Source organism: Methanosarcina sp. DH1 (assembly GCF_020804205.1).
In the GTDB taxonomy this organism is placed as follows: domain Archaea; phylum Halobacteriota; class Methanosarcinia; order Methanosarcinales; family Methanosarcinaceae; genus Methanosarcina; species Methanosarcina vacuolata.
Window position 1 is genome coordinate 126,380 of sequence record NZ_WJBJ01000006.1, and the last position, 16,957, is coordinate 143,336.

General features: G+C 39.6%; 10 protein-coding genes. 9 read left to right on the forward strand and 1 reads right to left on the reverse strand.

Features of this window, described 5'->3' with window-relative positions:
• The 5 genes from FXW07_RS04165 to FXW07_RS04185 all read left to right on the forward strand — a co-directional run.
• The coding region (locus tag FXW07_RS04165; RefSeq protein WP_229394055.1) for a PKD domain-containing protein at window positions 1–314 on the forward strand (314 nt) is incomplete at its 5' end.
• A gap of 460 nt (window positions 315–774) precedes the next feature.
• Window positions 775–2,787, forward strand: a complete 2,013-nt coding sequence (locus FXW07_RS04170; protein ID WP_229394064.1) for a PKD domain-containing protein — start codon at window positions 775–777, stop codon at window positions 2,785–2,787.
• Between the two features lie 716 nt (window positions 2,788–3,503).
• Window positions 3,504–5,129 (forward strand): PKD domain-containing protein, encoded by a 1,626-nt coding sequence (locus tag FXW07_RS04175; RefSeq protein WP_229394075.1) that lies wholly within the window; start codon window positions 3,504–3,506, stop codon window positions 5,127–5,129.
• Between the two features lie 520 nt (window positions 5,130–5,649).
• Window positions 5,650–7,269 (forward strand): PKD domain-containing protein, encoded by a 1,620-nt coding sequence (locus FXW07_RS04180; protein WP_229394099.1) that lies wholly within the window; start codon window positions 5,650–5,652, stop codon window positions 7,267–7,269.
• A 1,345-nt stretch (window positions 7,270–8,614) separates the two neighbouring features.
• On the forward strand, window positions 8,615–9,622 hold the full coding sequence (locus tag FXW07_RS04185; protein WP_229394102.1) for a YncE family protein: 1,008 nt from the start codon (window positions 8,615–8,617) through the stop codon (window positions 9,620–9,622).
• A 683-nt stretch (window positions 9,623–10,305) separates the two neighbouring features.
• Here the strand turns inward: FXW07_RS04185 and FXW07_RS04190 are convergent.
• The gene (locus tag FXW07_RS04190; protein WP_229394104.1) at window positions 10,306–11,433 is read right to left on the reverse strand and encodes a NosD domain-containing protein; all 1,128 of its coding nucleotides are present in this window, start codon (window positions 11,431–11,433) and stop codon (window positions 10,306–10,308) included.
• A 376-nt stretch (window positions 11,434–11,809) separates the two neighbouring features.
• Here FXW07_RS04190 and FXW07_RS04195 point away from each other — a divergent pair, with 376 nt between their 5' ends.
• The 4 genes from FXW07_RS04195 (at window position 11,810) to FXW07_RS04210 (ending at window position 16,640) form a co-directional block, all read left to right on the forward strand.
• Entirely contained in the window at window positions 11,810–13,180 is a 1,371-nt protein-coding gene (locus FXW07_RS04195; RefSeq protein WP_048117834.1) for a Single-stranded DNA binding protein, read from the forward strand.
• A complete protein-coding gene (locus tag FXW07_RS04200) occupies window positions 13,173–14,042 on the forward strand; it encodes a DNA-binding protein (RefSeq protein ID WP_229394106.1) in 870 nt (289 codons plus the stop codon). The genes FXW07_RS04195 and FXW07_RS04200 overlap by 8 nt, the downstream gene beginning before the upstream one ends.
• Before the next feature lie 217 nt (window positions 14,043–14,259).
• Entirely contained in the window at window positions 14,260–15,831 is a 1,572-nt protein-coding gene (serA, locus tag FXW07_RS04205; protein ID WP_229394108.1) for a phosphoglycerate dehydrogenase, read from the forward strand.
• A 305-nt stretch (window positions 15,832–16,136) separates the two neighbouring features.
• A complete protein-coding gene (locus tag FXW07_RS04210; protein WP_229394117.1) occupies window positions 16,137–16,640 on the forward strand; it encodes a DUF2240 family protein in 504 nt (167 codons plus the stop codon).
• The last annotated feature ends 317 nt before the right edge of the window (window positions 16,641–16,957 follow it).

Below are 16,957 nucleotides of genomic sequence, written 5' to 3' on the forward strand. Positions count from 1 at the left end.
GCTTAATAGTAAAGAATTCTGCAGGACGTGGCACGGTAACAAAAACAGGATATATAAAAGTGATATCAAAACCAGTTGCTTCATTCTCTGCATCTCCTACCTCCGGAAAAGCACCATTAAACGTTAAATTTACTGACAAAAGCACAGGAATACCTGCTTCATGGTACTGGAACTTTGGAGATGGATCAAAGTCATACCTTCAGAATCCGGTTCATAAGTATTCGAAGGCAGGGGTCTATACTGTTAGCTTAACAGTAAAGAATGCTGCAGGACGTAGCGTGATAACAAACACCAGATATATAAAAATTATATAAAAATTATATAAAAATTATAACAAAACCAGTTATACTCCGAAAGTAAATAAAAACTGAATTGGAAAAAGAAAAAGATCAAGGAGAAAGGGTAGTGATGGGATATATAATATAGGGATATATAATATATGATAAACACTCCCTTTGATCTTGTTTAATAATATTTGAGAGCCATCCTCATACTCGCAGTTTTCAATAACTGAGTTCCAAGATATAATTTCTTAACTTTTAAAGCTAATTTGAAATTTTCAAAATTTTTTCTTTTACCTTTTTTATACCGAAAAATTTTGCTATTTATATACGGATTTACTGTAAACTTATTCTTCTTCTCAAAACAAATTTTTTAAAATTACACATTTTCTTAAATTTTTTATTTAAATAACAAAGTTTAAAAATGTAGATATCTCTAAATTATTAACATTTTTTATATGAAAATTAAATTAAAGATTAAGGAGGAGGATAATTGAAAGTTAACAAAAAATCGTATTCAGTGACCTTCGCATCAGCATTTCTGATTTTATTTTTAATTCTGTTTCCATCTACTGCATCGGCGGTTACTGAGCAAGGCGCTTCGCTCACTATCAATGAAACTCAGATAACCACCAGTGGATCAGCAGAGAGTCCTTCTATATATGGTGACAGGATAGTATGGAGGGACTGGCGTAATGGTAACCGAGATGATGGACCCTTCAATATTTACATGTACAATATATCCACTCAGAAGGAAACTCAAATTACTACCAGTGGATCAGCAGGGGGTCCTTCTATATATGGTGACAGGATAGTATGGAGGGACTGGCGTAATGGGTACCGTGACTCTTTAGAGGAAGAATCTGATGTATACATGTACGATCTCTCAACTCACAAGGAGATTCGGATAACCAATAGAACAATATTTTTTGATTCCTTTTTTGGCTTCGGACCGTGTATCTCCGGCAACAGGATACTGTATGGTCGCACATATGATTATTGCATTTATGACATCTCCACTCAGAAGGAAACTCATATCGACGATATGCCAATAAACAATCCTGCTTTTTTCGGTAACATAATAGTGTGTACATCTGATCTGGAGGGACGCCCGAGTAATATCATAATGTACGATATCTCCACTCAGAAGGTAACTCGGATTTCCAGCAGCGATTCAGCATTCAGTCCTGATATTGACAATAACATTATAGTGTGGGCAGATGAGCACCATGAAGATGAATATTACTCCTCCATCTACATGTATGATCTTTCCACTAAGAAGGAAACTCAAATCGCCACCAGCGATTCAGCATTTTATTATAGTCCTACAATCTCCAAGGACAGGATAGTGTGGTTGGATTATGATAGTATTTACATGTATAACCTCTCAACTCAGGAGGAAACTCATACTAATCGCACATCAATTAGTCTAGGATTTGATTTCTATGGTGATAAGATAGTGTGGTCGGATTGGGAAAATGAAAAACCCAATGTCTACATGGGTACTCTCACCAGTTCAAACCTGCCAACTGCTTCCTTCTCTGCATCTCCAACCTCAGGAAAAGCACCATTAATCGTCGAATTTACTGACGAAAGTACAGGAACACCAACGAAATGGAAATGGGATTTTGGAGATGGAACAACTTCAACCAAACAGAATCCAACACATAAATATTCCAAAGTAGGGAGTTATACTGTTAAACTTACAGCAACAAATGCTAAAGGCAGTAATACGTTAACAAAAGAAGATTATATAAAAGTTGTAACAAAACCAGTTGCTGCATTCTCTGGATCTCCCACATCCGGAAAAACACCATTAAATGTTAAATTTACTGATACAAGCACTGGCTCCCCAACTTCCTGGTTCTGGAACTTTGGAGATGGATCAAAGTCATATCTTCAGAATCCGGTTCATAAGTATTCGAAAGCAGGAGTCTATAATGTTAGTTTAATAGTAAAGAATGCTGCGGGACGTAGCACGGTAACAAAAACTGGATATATAAAGGTTATAACAAAACCTGTTGCTGCATTCTCTGCATCTCCTACCTCAGGAAAAGCACCATTAAACGTTAAATTTACTGACACAAGCACAGGAATACCTGCTTCATGGTACTGGAACTTTGGAGATGGATCAAAGTCATACCTTCAGAATCCGGTTCATAAGTATTCGAAGGCAGGGACCTATACTGTTAGCTTAATAGTAAAGAATTCTGCAGGACGTGGCACGGTAACAAAAACCGGATATATAAAAGTGATATCAAAACCCGTTGCTTCATTCTCTGCATCTCCCACTTCCGGAAAAGCACCATTAAACGTTAAATTTACTGACAAAAGCACAGGAATACCTGTGTCATGGTACTGGAACTTTGGAGATGGATCAAAGTCATACCTTCAGAATCCAGTTCATAAGTATTCGAAGGCAGGGGTCTATACTGTTAGCTTAACAGTAAAGAATGCTGCAGGACGTAGCGTGATAACAAAAACAAGATATATAAAAATTATATAAAAATTAGATAAAAGTTATAACAAAACCAGTTATACTCTTAAAGTAAATAAAAACTGAATTGGAAAAAGAAAAAGATCAAGGAGAAAGGGCAGTGATGGTATCATTGATAATATATGATAAACACGCCCTTTGACCTTGTTTTACAATATTTGAGAGCCATCTTCATACTTGCAGTTTTTCAATAACTGGCTCCCAAGATCTAATTTCTTAACTTTTTTAGCTAATTTGAAATTCTCAATGTTTTCGTATCATGTTTTTGTGCTGAAATACCAGGTATTTCTATGCTGATCGGCTTCAACCAGTCTCTTCCTTACATAATGAGCTGATCCCAAAACTCAATATTTAGTCTCAGAATATCATATTCTGGATTCTCAATAGGACTTTTGACTCTAAAAAATAATTTAGAAACTCTTTTTGATGTAGGAATAAAACCAATAATACTAAAACATGAACTGTTTTAATGAAAAACATTGAGGAAACGTTGGTATTGAAGTAGTTTTTACAGATCAAATAATTAATAATAATAGTAATATAATAATTTTGGAAAGTGCTTTATATAAGGACAAAATATTACTATTTTGGGTAAATTAGGCAAATTTTTTACTTTTCAGCAAACATATTTTTGCAACCAGCCATTAGCAAAATGACCCCATACATGTAAGGACAAACGGCACATTAAAAACGTAAAGGTGACGAAAGATAAAGGAGTAGGATAAATGAAACTTAACAAAAAATTACATTCAATAACCTTAATATCGTTAGCTTTAACTTTGTTTTTAGTTCTCGTTTCATCTGCAGCATCGGCCGATGGTGAGCAAAGTGCTTCGTCTACAGGGACGTACGCGTATATTACAAACGAATTCGGTAGTAGTGTTTCCATAATTGACACAGACACAAACACTGTCACAGCTACCGTACCTGCAGGAAACCACCCTGCTGGAGTTGCGGTCAACCCGGAGGGGACAAGGGTATATGTGGCGAACTTTTATCTGGATAACTATGAAAATACTCTCTCAACCTTAATTAATCCAAAATTAATGTTAGTAAAAGGAACAGACGAACATGTGGAGACCGGTGAAGGGACTGTCTCCGTAATCGACGCAGCTACAAATACTCTTATAGCCACGGTGCCTGTTGAAAGCTCCCCAGTTGGAGTTGCAATAACCCCGGATGGAACAAAGGCATATGTAGCGAATCGTGGCAGTGATATTGTCTCTGTAATTGACACCGCAACAAATACTGTTACAGCCATGGTGAACGTAGGAAGCGGGCCCACAGGAGTTGTAGTCACACCGGATGGAAAAAAGGCATATGTGACAAATTTATACGGTAGTGACGTCTCTATAATTGACACTGCCACAAATACTGTTACAGCCACTGTGCCTGTAGGAGACTATCCTTTTGGAGTTGCAATCACACCGGATGGAGCTAAGGTATATGTATCGAACGCCGGCAGCAGCACTGTTTCTGTAATTGACACTGCAACAAACACGGTGACAGCCACTGTGCCTGTAGGAGGCTGGACCTTGGGAACTGCGGTCAACCCGGCGGGAACAAAAGCATATGTGACGAACTACAATGACGGCACTCTTTCTGTAATTGACACTGCCACAAATACTGTTACAGCCACCGTTTTTGTAGGGGGTGGCCCTTACGGAGTTGCGACCAATCTGGATGGAACAAAGGTATATGTGGCCAATCAAGGCAGTAATACCGTCTCTGTAATTGACGCAGCAACAAATAATATTATAGCTACTGTTGACGTAGGAGAATCTCCAGCTGCTTTCGGGCAGTTTATATGTCCGCGGAAACCAGCTCCTTTCGCAAACTTTTCTGCAAAACCCACCAAAGGGAAAGCACCATTAACGGTTGCTTTTACTGACACCAGTACAGGAGATCCGACCAAATGGAAATGGGATTTTGGAGATGGAGCAACTTCAACCCAGCAGAATCCGAAGCATAAATATTCCAAAATAGGGAGTTATACTGTTAAACTTACAGCTACAAATGCTAAAGGTGGCAACACAATAACAAAAGCAGATTATATAAAAGTGGTAACAAAACCAGTTGCTGCATTTTCTGCGACACCTACCTCAGGAAAAGCTCCATTAAACGTTAAATTTACTGACGAAAGTACAGGAATACCGACCAGATGGAAATGGAGTTTTGGAGACGGGACAATTTCAAGGGAGCAGAACCCAGAACATCAGTATTTACAGGAAGGAAAATATAAGGTTACACTTACAGTAAGCAATGTGGCAGGCGGCAATACTATAACAAAAACAAATTACATAACAGTGACAACAAATACAAGACCGGGAATATACTCTGAAAGTGAATAAACCCTAAATTAAAAAACAACAAAAAGTAAAGGCTAAGGGGTAATGCGAATAATTAATCAAACCTGACAAAATTAACCCTTTAGCCTTATTTGACCATATTTCAGAGTCACCCACCTAGTTGTGATTAGAATAACTGGATATTACAATATAATTTTACAAGTTCATTTGAAACGCTTAATGCTTTCCTTAAATGCTTTCCTTTTACTATTTTATGCAGAAAAACCTCGGCTATCTGCACAAATTTACTGAGACCCTATACTTCTTCCCAAAACAAATCAGCTAAAATCAAATATTTGTATAAAGCTTAGATTCAATGAAAAAGTTTAAAAATGTAGACTATGGGAGTAACTCACATTTTATAATTGAAAAATAAGTTCGGACTTACGCAGTTGAACTGAAAAATCAAGCGCATCAGGCGGCTAACTGTCTAAAACGTGATTTTAATCAACAGTCGTTGATGTAATTGATTTTGTTCTTCAAGTGCGTAAGTCCTATAAGTGAGAGATGATGGAGTAGAATAATGAAAACTGACAAAAAATTGCATTCAGTATTTTTAGCATCAGCAGCTCTAATTTTATTTTTAATTCTCATTTCTTCTACAGTATCGGCAGCTACTGTGCAAAGTGCTTCGACAACGGCTCCATGTGCATATATTACGAACCGGTACAGCAACAGTGTCTCTGTAATTGACACAGCTACAAACACTGTAAAAGCAACGGTGGATGTAGGGTCCAACCCATTTGGAGTTGCAGTCAACTCGGCAAGAACAAAAGCATATGTGACGAACTTATATGAAGAGAATTATGATAGTGCCATTTCAGAACAAATTGCCACAAAATCGGCATTAAGTACAAAAACAGAAGAGCATATCGCTACCGGTGAAGGAACTGTCTCCGTAATTGACATAGCTACAAATACTGTTACAGCCACAGTGCCTGTAGGAATCATCCCTGAAGGAGTTGCAGTCAATCCGGCAGGAACAAAGGTATATGTGACAAACCTGGGTAGTAACACTGTCTCCGTAATTGACGCAGCAACAAATACTATTACAGCCACAGTGTCTGTAGGATCCGGTCCCCTGGGAGTTACAGTCAGCCCGGATGGAACAAAAGCATATGTGGTAAACGAATATGACAGCACTGTTTCTGTAATTGATACTGCAACAAATACAGTTACAGCCACTGTGTCTGTAGGAGATGACCCTAGTGGAGTTGCAATAACCCCGGATGGAACAAAGGCATATGTGACGAACTATGACACTGTCTCTGTTATTGACACAGCAACAAATACTGTTACAGATACGGTAACTGTAGAAATCTTGCCCTGGGAAGTTGCTGTCAACCCGTCTGGAACAAAGGTATATGTTACGAACTTTGGCAGTGATACTGTCTCAGTCATTGACACAGCTACAAATACTGTTACAGCCACGGTGCCTGTAGGAAGTTCTCCAATTGGAATTGCATTCATACCAGATGGAACAAAGGTATATGTTGCGAACTCTGGCAGCTACACTGTCTCGGAAATTGACACAGCAACAAATACTGTTACAGCTACGGTAGATGTAGGAAGTAGTCCGGTTGCTTTCGGACAGTTTATAGCCACTCTCTCACCAGGTCCTTTCGCAAATTTTTCTGCAAAACCCACTGAAGGAAAAGCACCATTAATCGTCGAATTTACTGACGAAAGTACAGGAACACCAACGAAATGGAAATGGGATTTTGGAGATGGAACAACTTCAACCAAACAGAATCCAACRCATAAATATTCCAAAGTAGGGAGTTATACTGTTAAACTTACAGCAACAAATGCTAAAGGCAGTAATACGTTAACAAAAACAGATTATGTAAAAGTGGTAACAAAACCAGTTGCTGCATTCTCTGCATCTCCGACCTCAGGAAAAGCACCATTAACCGTCGAATTTACGGACAAAAGTACAGGAATACCGACCAGATGGAAATGGAGTTTTGGAGACGGGACAACTTCAAGAGAACAGAATCCAGAACATCAGTATCTACAGGAAGGAAAATATAAGGTTACACTTACAGTAAGCAATGTAGCAGGCGGCAATACTGTAACGAAGACAAATTACATAACAGTGACAACAAATACCCGACCTGGGACATACTCTGAAAGTAAATAAACCTTAAATTAAAAAACACTAAAAAAGTAAAGGTTAAACGTAATAAACGCAAAGGTCTGTTTCAGTCACAACAGAAGAATCATAGTGAGTGACTGAAACAGACCATAATTCTGTTTTCTCTTATTCCGTTTTAGAATTAATACCAGGTTTTCTTGTTCCCTGTACCTTAATCTTTTTCTGAGTGATAAAACTCTGAGTGATGAAACTCTGAGTGATGAAACTCTGAGTGATGAAACTCTGARTGATGAAACTCTGAGTGATGAAACTCTGAGTGATGAAACTCTGAGTGATGAAACTCTGAGTGATGAAACTCTGAGTGATAAAACTCTGAGTGATAAAACTCTGAGTGATGAAACTTCAACTTTCAGCATAAAACCGCATCAAACAACACATTAAACAAAAATGGCAACTTGAAACGAAGTTTTTAGACAAGAATTAGAAACTTTTTAATATAAAAAATCTAAATATAGAATAAATCTGTAATCGTGGAACAAAAAAGATAATCTACCGCCATGAAGAATCTAATAATAATCGATATAACAAAAATCCCTATAATGATTCTTCAAGAAAAAGTGGAAACGATATAAGTACAGACTGTGGACCATTTCAAGATGGGATGATGCTAAAATTGAACTACATGGTTCCGGTACTTAATAAATTTTTTATTAGGCCTGCAGATTATCTATAGCTATATCCCGATTTTCATGATTTTAGAAACTCCGGTTCAATCTGTTTATTAAAAAGCGTGGTTATGTAGAAATCCTTTGAAGTCAAGAACTTTCAATTGTTAAAATTGAATTACCTGATACGCTTTTATATATTTAGTTCAGAGCCTATTGAACCTGATTTAGATAGGTTTTCTACAAAACCAAAAAAGAAAAACGACTAAATTTTGGAACTGAGTTTTAGAACAACAAAACCAGTATTCGGCAGATCGACATTAAATTTGGATATTTTTTAGGATAGGTATCCTCTTCAAACTGTACGGGAAAAAATATGTTTCATATATGTACTGGAAGTTTAAAAAATTCCTCAAGTTTACAAAATAAATTAAGACACTAATTCAACTTTCAAAACATGTAATAAAATTATTATGGGTTTTTTGGTTATAATATTGAAATGAAGAGGATATCAGAATAACGCTTTTCAAACACCCTATTAATTTGCCCTGTATTTAACATGTGTTAACATATGGCCCATGCGCCATCATAAAAAAACATCAGGTCATTTTTACAGCAACATAGTGTGGGATAGAATGCAAGTTCCCAAAAAAACGCTATCAATGAAAATGTTTGGAAAAAGAATTTACCTGCTGAATGCAGGACGAAACATAAGGAGTAAGACAATGAAAATGGACAAAAAATTCTGTTCAGTAGCTTTAGCTTCAACAGCCATTGTTTTATTTTTAATTTTAATGTTATCTACTACATCGACAGCTACTGCACAAAATACTTCAAGCACCGCTAAATACGCCTACATTACGAATAGCGGCAGCACCACTGTCTCTGTAATTGATATCACAACAAACAAAGTTACAGCCACGATAAACGTAGGAAAATCTCCTTATGGAGTTGCAGTCAACCCCGCTGGAACTAAGGTATATGTATCGAAAGAAGCAAGTGGTGTTGTCTCCGTAATTAACACCGCAACAAACAAGGTTGCAGCCACAGTGGGGGTAGGAAAAAGGCCCTGGGGAGTTGCAATTAACCCGGCGGGAACAAAGGTATATGTGGCAAACGAAGGCAGTAAAACTGTCTCTATAATTGACACTACAAGCAACAAAGTTACAGCTACAGTGTCTGTCGGAAATTACCCTTGCGGAGTTGCAGTTAACCCGGCAGGAACAAAAGTATATGTGACGAACACTCTCGACAACACTGTCTCTGTAATTGACACAACTACAAACACTGTTACAGCCACAATAAAGGTAGGAAATCTCCCTACAGGAGTTGCAGTTAATCCGGCGGGAACAAAGGTATATGTGACGAACGAGTACGACGTTTCTGTAATTGACACAACAAAAAATAAGGTTACTGCCACGGTGACTGTAGGAAAATACCCGTGGGGAATTGCAGTAAACCCGGCCGGAACAAAGGTATATGTGACAAACTATGGAGATGGTACTGTTTCTGTGATTAACACAGCTACAAACAAGGTTACAGCCACAGCGACTGTAGGAAGTTATCCATTAGGGATTGCTTTAAGTCCGGACGGGACTAAGGCATATGTGGCAAAAGAAACAAGCGGAGCTGTCTCTGTAATTAACACAGCCACAAACAAAGTTACAGCTACAGTGAGGGTGGGAAAAGAACCTGCTGCATTCGGGCAGTTTATAAGTTCTGCCACAACATAACATCTAATTAACATCTAATTTCTGTTGCAAACTTCAAAGGCTCGCTACTTTCAGAAAAAACCCTTTAAATGTTGTCTTTACTGACAAAAGCACAGGAAAAACGATTAAATGGAAATGGAGTTTTGGATACTGAACCTCCTTAACAAACAGAATCCAGCGCATAAACTGCTGAAGGTTCAGTTTACTGACAAAAACACCAGATAAAGAACAAGGGAGAGCGAGAAAAAGAGAAAAGCTAAAGGGTATATGATTACGGATCAAATCTTTACAGAGCAAATCTTTACGGATCAAATCTTTACAGAGCAAATCTTTACAGAGCAAATCTTTACAGAGCAAATCTTTACGGATCAAATCTTTACAGATCACATCTTTACAGATCACATCTTTACGGATCAAATCTTGAAAAGATAAACCTGTGTTCCTTATCCATAGGAATTTGGGACGGTTATTCTTTTACATTTTATAGTTGCTGCCCCATAAAACCTGCTATCCTTTTCGCGATTATACCCTCAACTTTCTCTCAAGTTTTCTTAATTTATTTTCGGCTTTTTCTTGAGCTTTTTCTTAACTATCTCTCAACTTTTTCTCGGATTCTTCTGCCTGTTCTTAACCTGGTTCCAACTTAACATATTATAGTAGTATGTTTATTCCTTTTCCAATTTAGAGTAGTTTTTCTATTTTCTTCACCTGTTCCGCTTCAGGAAATAAGCCGCTCCCATGGTCAGCCCCAAAATTCCAAGCCCAGGACCAGGCGATTCTTTTTCTCCTGAACCCTCTTCATTGGTAGCATTTTCATCAGTAGCGTTTTCATTGGTAGTATTTTTGGCTGCCGATTCTGCAGCTTCATCGGTTTTGTTTACAGTGGTTTCGGAACTGGTTACTTTTACCATATCGTCCAGGCCCTGCTCATAAGCACTGGCATTCAGATTGCTTTCAAGGACTTTAACGGCATTTGGGACTTTTGGGAAGAGCGGGTAATTATCGGTTCCTCCGCCTGTGATGTTATATGCGGTATCGCAAATACCATTGCTGTTTTCGTCCACACCGGTTTCGCTGTAACCTTTACCTTCAAGGTCAGCCCAGAAGTTCCCTCCTATGTAAGGGCCCCGGACAATATTCTGTTTTGCTTTGAGTGGGCTTTGCCAGAGATTTTCTGCGTTTGCAGCTTTTTCTTCCACATTTTCGGCGTTTTTGAAGTAATTATTATAGATATAATTCTTGCTGCTTGCCTCAAGTGAAATTCCAGGACCGTAATTATAGGCAATTGTATTATCAATGATATCATTTGAGTTTGAGCTTTCGAGTCTTATTCCTTTTTCGTCAAGGGTAATGAGATTATTGCTTATGGTATTGCTGTCAGAACCTTTGAGAAGAATGCCAGATTCGGCTCCCTGAACTCTATTGTTGTTAATGTAACAACTTTTAACTCCTGTAAGCAAGATTCCTGCTTTTTCCGAACCCCCAATGGCAAACCCGCTAAAAGATGCCCTATCCACACTGATTTCAACAGCGCTTTTCGTGGGATCGGCTGCCCTTATCACAGTTTCCTCTGGCTTTCTGGATTCCGACCAGATATAGACTTGCTTATTTATTTTGAGATTTTCAACATAGGTTCCAGGGCTTACAAAAATCGTGTCTCCGGTTTCTGCTTCATCGATTGCGGCTTGTATGGAAATATAGTCTCCTTCAGTTGCCGAACTTACCCTTAAATTAGCGGCCGAGGAGGCAGAGCAAGTGAAGAGAACTGCCAGAGTAATCGCAAGTGCTGTCAGCTTAAAAGCTCTGAAATTCTGTCTTTTTATTCTTCTCATACTAGTCCTTCCTTTACATTTTGAAGCTACCGTTTTCTTTAATCAGGCTTTAACTCTTTAGAAAAAAGAAAGCCTGCCTTTTCCAGGTTTTTTATTGTTTTTAGGAAAAAGCTCTCTCAATACTTTGTCAAGGAAGTAATTTTATCCCTAAATTAATATACCTTTGGGAATAAAAAATTATAAACAGCTATCCTTAAATAATAGTTCAATATCCTCTGATAAAAGAAATTAATCTTCAATTAAAGTCTTAAATACTGTAAAATCTGATATTACACGGAAATTATTGTTATATATTACACTGATATTACACTGAAATTATTGTTTTATATTAAACTGAAATTATTGTTTTATAATTGTCTCGAATGGAGGCCTAAAAATGGATGAGAAGATTGCGCCCCACCTTCAAGAGTTAACCAGGGCGCTTGGAGACCTTGAAAAGACTGGCATCAGGGCAGAGTTTGAGAAACTCATTGCTTTTCGTGTCCCGCCTGATGTCGCAAAAGAGAGTATCCTCCGCAAGTTTGGAGGAAAAAGGAAAGTTTTGAAAGTAAAAGATCTGTCTGCCAACCTTAAGAATTTTGAGCTTACAGGCAGGATTCTGGACCTCGGGGAAAAATCAATCCACCCGCAGGCAGGAACTCAGGAAAAACCTTCCAGGCTTTATACCGGAGTTCTTGCGGACGAAACCGGGGCAGTTCTGTTTTCTTCCTGGAAGGAACTGCCAGGTTCAATTGGGGATGTGATTAACATCAAAAATGCCTATGTCCGGATCTGGCAGAACCGGATCAGGCTTTCTATAGGGGAACAATCTCCTGTGTTGAAAATTTCGGACTCTTTGCTCCCCCCTTTGTCCGAACTTTCAGCAAGCCAGAAAAAAAAGTTAATTGACATAGGAGCTGTGGATTTTTCCGTAGATACAATAGCCTGCGTGCTTCAGCTTTCATACAGAGAAATCCTTGTAAAGGGCCGCCAGTCCAGAGTGGTCTCTGGCGTGCTTGCGGACGAGACAGGCAGGATGCCTTTTACGGCCTGGATCGAACTGCCTGGAATAGATATAGGGAGTATTATCCGAATCGAAGGAGCTCAGGTGCGGATGTTCAGAGGAATGCCATCAGTAAATATCCTGAACAGCACAAAAGTTTCTTCTATCGGGCCCGACGAAGTCGGAAAACTTGCATTTACCTTCGAATCCGCATCAAAAGATCCTGCGCCTATCAAAATTCAGGAGATAAATTCAAGAGACAGCATGTTTGACGTGTCCGTAGCAGGCAACCTGGTTTCAGTCAGGCCCGGTTCAGGAATTATCTCCCGCTGCCCTGAATGCAGTCGTGTAATCCAGAAAGGAAATTGCAGAGTGCACGGGAAGGTAGAAGGCGTATGGGACATGCGGATCAAAGCCATAATGGATGATGGAACCGGTTCTGTGTCAGTTATGTTTCCAAGGGAACTTGCGGAAATCATCTATGGGAAAACTCTTGAGGAAGCCGAACAGCTAATGTTCTCGGATGTCTCAAAAGACGCAGTCTATGAAGATTTAAGGCGTTTTCTTACGGGCCGCTATCTTGCAGTACGCGGAAACTCTTCAAAAAATGAATTTGGGATTTCTTTCGTAGCTGAAAATGCCTGGGTACCTGAAGAGGATCTTGCAGTGAGAGTAGTTGAACTCCTTCGCAGGCTCGGGCCGGATGAGGAGGACGGACAGGATAAAAATTCACAGGTTTCCAGGGGAGGAATCGAACTTGCTTAAACGAGAGGTCGCAAAAAGAGTTTTTGCAAGAGAATTCGAAGTCTGCAGAGAACTTGAAAAAACCGAACGTACTGACTCGGAAGCTGCAGATTCAAAAACTCCAAACCTGCTTATTAGCCCTCTGGGGCTTATACTCAATCGTGTTTTCGTGGTTGGAGTGGTCACAGAACTTGACAACATCGGGACACAGAGCGAGATGTGGAAAGCGAGAATAGTTGACCCTACAGGGGCTTTTACGGTATATGCAGGGCAGTACCAGCCTGAGGCTTCGATCTTTTTGTCAACAGTACAGGTTCCTGCTTTCATTGCCCTTACAGGAAAAGCCAGGACCTATGAACCCGAACCCGGATCGGTTTTTGTTTCTATTCGGGCTGAGGAGGTAAATGTAGTGGATGAAGAAATCCGCAACAGATGGGTCGTGGATACCGCAGAACAGACTGTTGAGAGACTTGAAGCCTTTTCGGACGTTCTGACCAACGGATATCGTGGAGAAAAACTTCGGGAATACCTTCTGGAGAAAGGCATTTCTTCCGAGAATACGGAAGGGATTGTAATTGCACTTGAAAGGGAGCGCTCTCCTGCTGAATTTGTAAAACTACTTCGGGCTTCCATCAGGGAAGGTCTTAAAGCCCTTGATCTGGATTCTGAAAATAATACAGATGCTAAAGCTGACCAGAAAGAATTCGTGCTTGAATTGCTTAAGGAAATGGATGGAAGCAAAGGAGTTGATTACGCAGCTTTTATAGACGCTGCAGCATCCCGGGGCATTTCTGAGCAGGTTGTAGAAGAGGTTATCCGTTTCCTGCTTGAAGGCGGGCAGTGTTACGAACCTAAGATTGGGATAATAAAGCTTGTAGGGTAAACCAGAGCCGGGATTGACAAAGCCTGTAGGGGACCCAGAGAGGATTTACAAGGTCTGCGGGAGAATCATGCAGGGAAAGAAAAACTGCGGTATAGATAAAATTAGAAGGGATTAGCTCTTATATATGTGTGATAATGCTTAAGTGTGATTAGGTTAATTGGTATTCTCTGTTAAAATTTAATATCTCATATTTATTGTATTAATTGGAGAAATTGACATGAAAGTATTGGTCAGCGACTCACTCTCCAATGAAGGTTTGGAGATTCTAAAAGAACACTTTACGGTTGATGTTTCCACCGGGCTTTCCGAAGAGGAGCTGGTGAAAAAAATTAAGGATTACGATGCTCTTGTAATACGCAGTGGTACCCATGTTACTCAGAAGATAATCGAAGCTGCCGACAACCTGAAAATTATCGGGAGAGCCGGGGTCGGAATTGACAATGTGGATGTGGATGCAGCTACAAAGAAAGGCATTATTGTTGCTAACTCTCCCGAAGGCAATATGATTTCGGCAGCAGAGCACACAATTGCTATGATGATGGCAATGTCCAGGAACATTCCCCAGGCAAATGCTTCCCTGAAAGCCAGAGAATGGAAACGTAGCAAATTCACAGGTGTCGAGGTCAAAGGTAAGACCCTGGGAGTCATAGGTCTCGGAAGAATCGGTTCCGAAGTCGCAAAAAGGGCTTCAGGGCTTGAGATGAACCTGATGGGGTATGATCCTTTTGTTTCTGAAAAGAGGGCTATTGAGCTTGGTGTCAAGCTAGCTACAGTTAATGAAATCGCAAAAGAAGCCGACTACATCACAGTGCACACTCCTCTTATTAAAGAAACCAGAAACATTCTTGATGAAGAGCAGTTTGCCCTGATGAAGCCTACAACCAGGGTTCTCAACTGTGCCCGCGGCGGCATTATCAACGAAGAAGCTCTGGCAAAAGCTCTTGAAAGCGGAAAAATAGCCGGTGCAGCAATAGACGTTTTCATTGAGGAGCCTCCTTTTGACAGCCCTCTCCTGAACTTTGACAACGTTGTAGTAACCCCTCACCTTGGTGCCTCTACACAGGAAGCTCAGGTCAATGTGGCAGTAGATATTGCAAAGGAAGTAGCGTCTGTCCTCACAGGCGGATCTGCAAAGAACGCAATCAATATCCCTTCAGTAAAGCCGGAAGCTATGGCAGTCCTTGCCCCTTACATCAGGCTCTCGGAAATTATGGGTAAGATTGCAGGGCAGCTCGTAGATGGAAACTACGAAAAAGTCGAAATTGGATATAATGGAGAGATTTCCGGAAAGGATACAAGGCCTCTTACAGTCTCGGCTCTCAAAGGGCTGCTTGAAATGGCTCTCGGTTCCGGAGTTAACTATGTCAATGCCCCCACTCTTGCAAAGTCCAGAATGATTGCAGTCGTGGAAAGTAAATCCGAATCTTCTGAGGAATACTCTTCAACTATCAGTATCAAACTTAGCAGCAACGGCAAGACAAAGCTGGTCGCAGGCACTGTTGTCGGAGACGATCCAAAGATCGTAGCAGTCGATGATGACAGAGTAGATATCTTCCCTGCAGGCCGTATGATTTTTGCCAAACACATCAACAGGCCCAACGTTATCGGACCTTGCTGCATGGTACTCGGTAAAAACGAAATCAATATCTCAGGCATGCAGGTTGGCAGATCAGAAATCGGAGGCGTAACCATGATGGTTCTTAACATAGACTCCGAAGTTTCTGACCCAATCCTTGAGGAAGTCCGGAAAGTCGACGGAATCCTTGATGCAAAACTTGTGACACTCTAAACTTTCCTTTTCAGGAAGACTTTACTCCGGCAGAAGTTCAGGGTAGAAAATCCTGAGCCGGAGACTTTAAATTTTTGAGTCTTTATCTTAAATTTCTTGGTTTTAAACTTCTTTATCTTAAACGTTTATATTACATTCGTAATAATATTCATTTTTCACTAAGATTATACTCTCAATAACAGTATACCTCAACAATATTATACATTTAAAATATTATACTCTCAACAATATTATACACTTAAAATATATACTCTCAATATCAAATTAAACTCTCCGTGCCATATCAATTTTTATGGGTGCAGTTGATGGAAGAACTTAAACGCGTAGTCTCCGTTCCTTTTAAAAAAATTCTTGCAACTTCTCTTTCAGAAAAGGATTTTGAGTATTCTCTGGCTTTTGACCTGAAATGGTTTTCCCCGAAAACTGCCTCAAAAGTAAAGGAAAAAGCCCTTGAAACAGGTGTCCTCATACTCAAAGCCGGGGTTCTTGTACCCGGTTTTGATGTGGAAAGTATCCGGGTTCCACATGCTTTCAAACCGTCGGAGAATTTTCTTGAAAATCCAGACAGTTCTGAAGAAAAAGTGCATGTGAAAGAAGAAATTTCCTTTGAGCAGGTTCTGGAATTTATCTCTGCAGACATTGGGATAAGCCGGCAAAAATTGGTTTCCGAGATTAATTTCATGCAGGACAGGCTTTCCTATCTTGTGGATATCCGGATCGTGGCACTTATTGTAGCAAAAAAGTGCGGATGTGACATTTCGGGGATTCATGACAGGGTTTCGAGGTCGGTACTTGGCATATCTTACTAATAGATTTCTGCAACTACTCAACAGAAAATAACCGATATCTGAAACCACTCAACAGAGGATAACCGATATCTAAAACTACTCAACAGAAGATAACCGATATCTGAAACTACTCAACAGAAGATAACCGACATCTGAAACTACTCAACAAAAGATAACCGATATCTGAAACTACTCAACAGAAGATAACTGATATCTGAAACTACTCAACAAAAGATAACCGATATCTGAAACTACTTAAAAAGAAGGGAAATCGCAGATGTATCAGGCAGTTAAATATTATTCAAATATATGGAGAAAAGTTGTATGAGGGAACAACT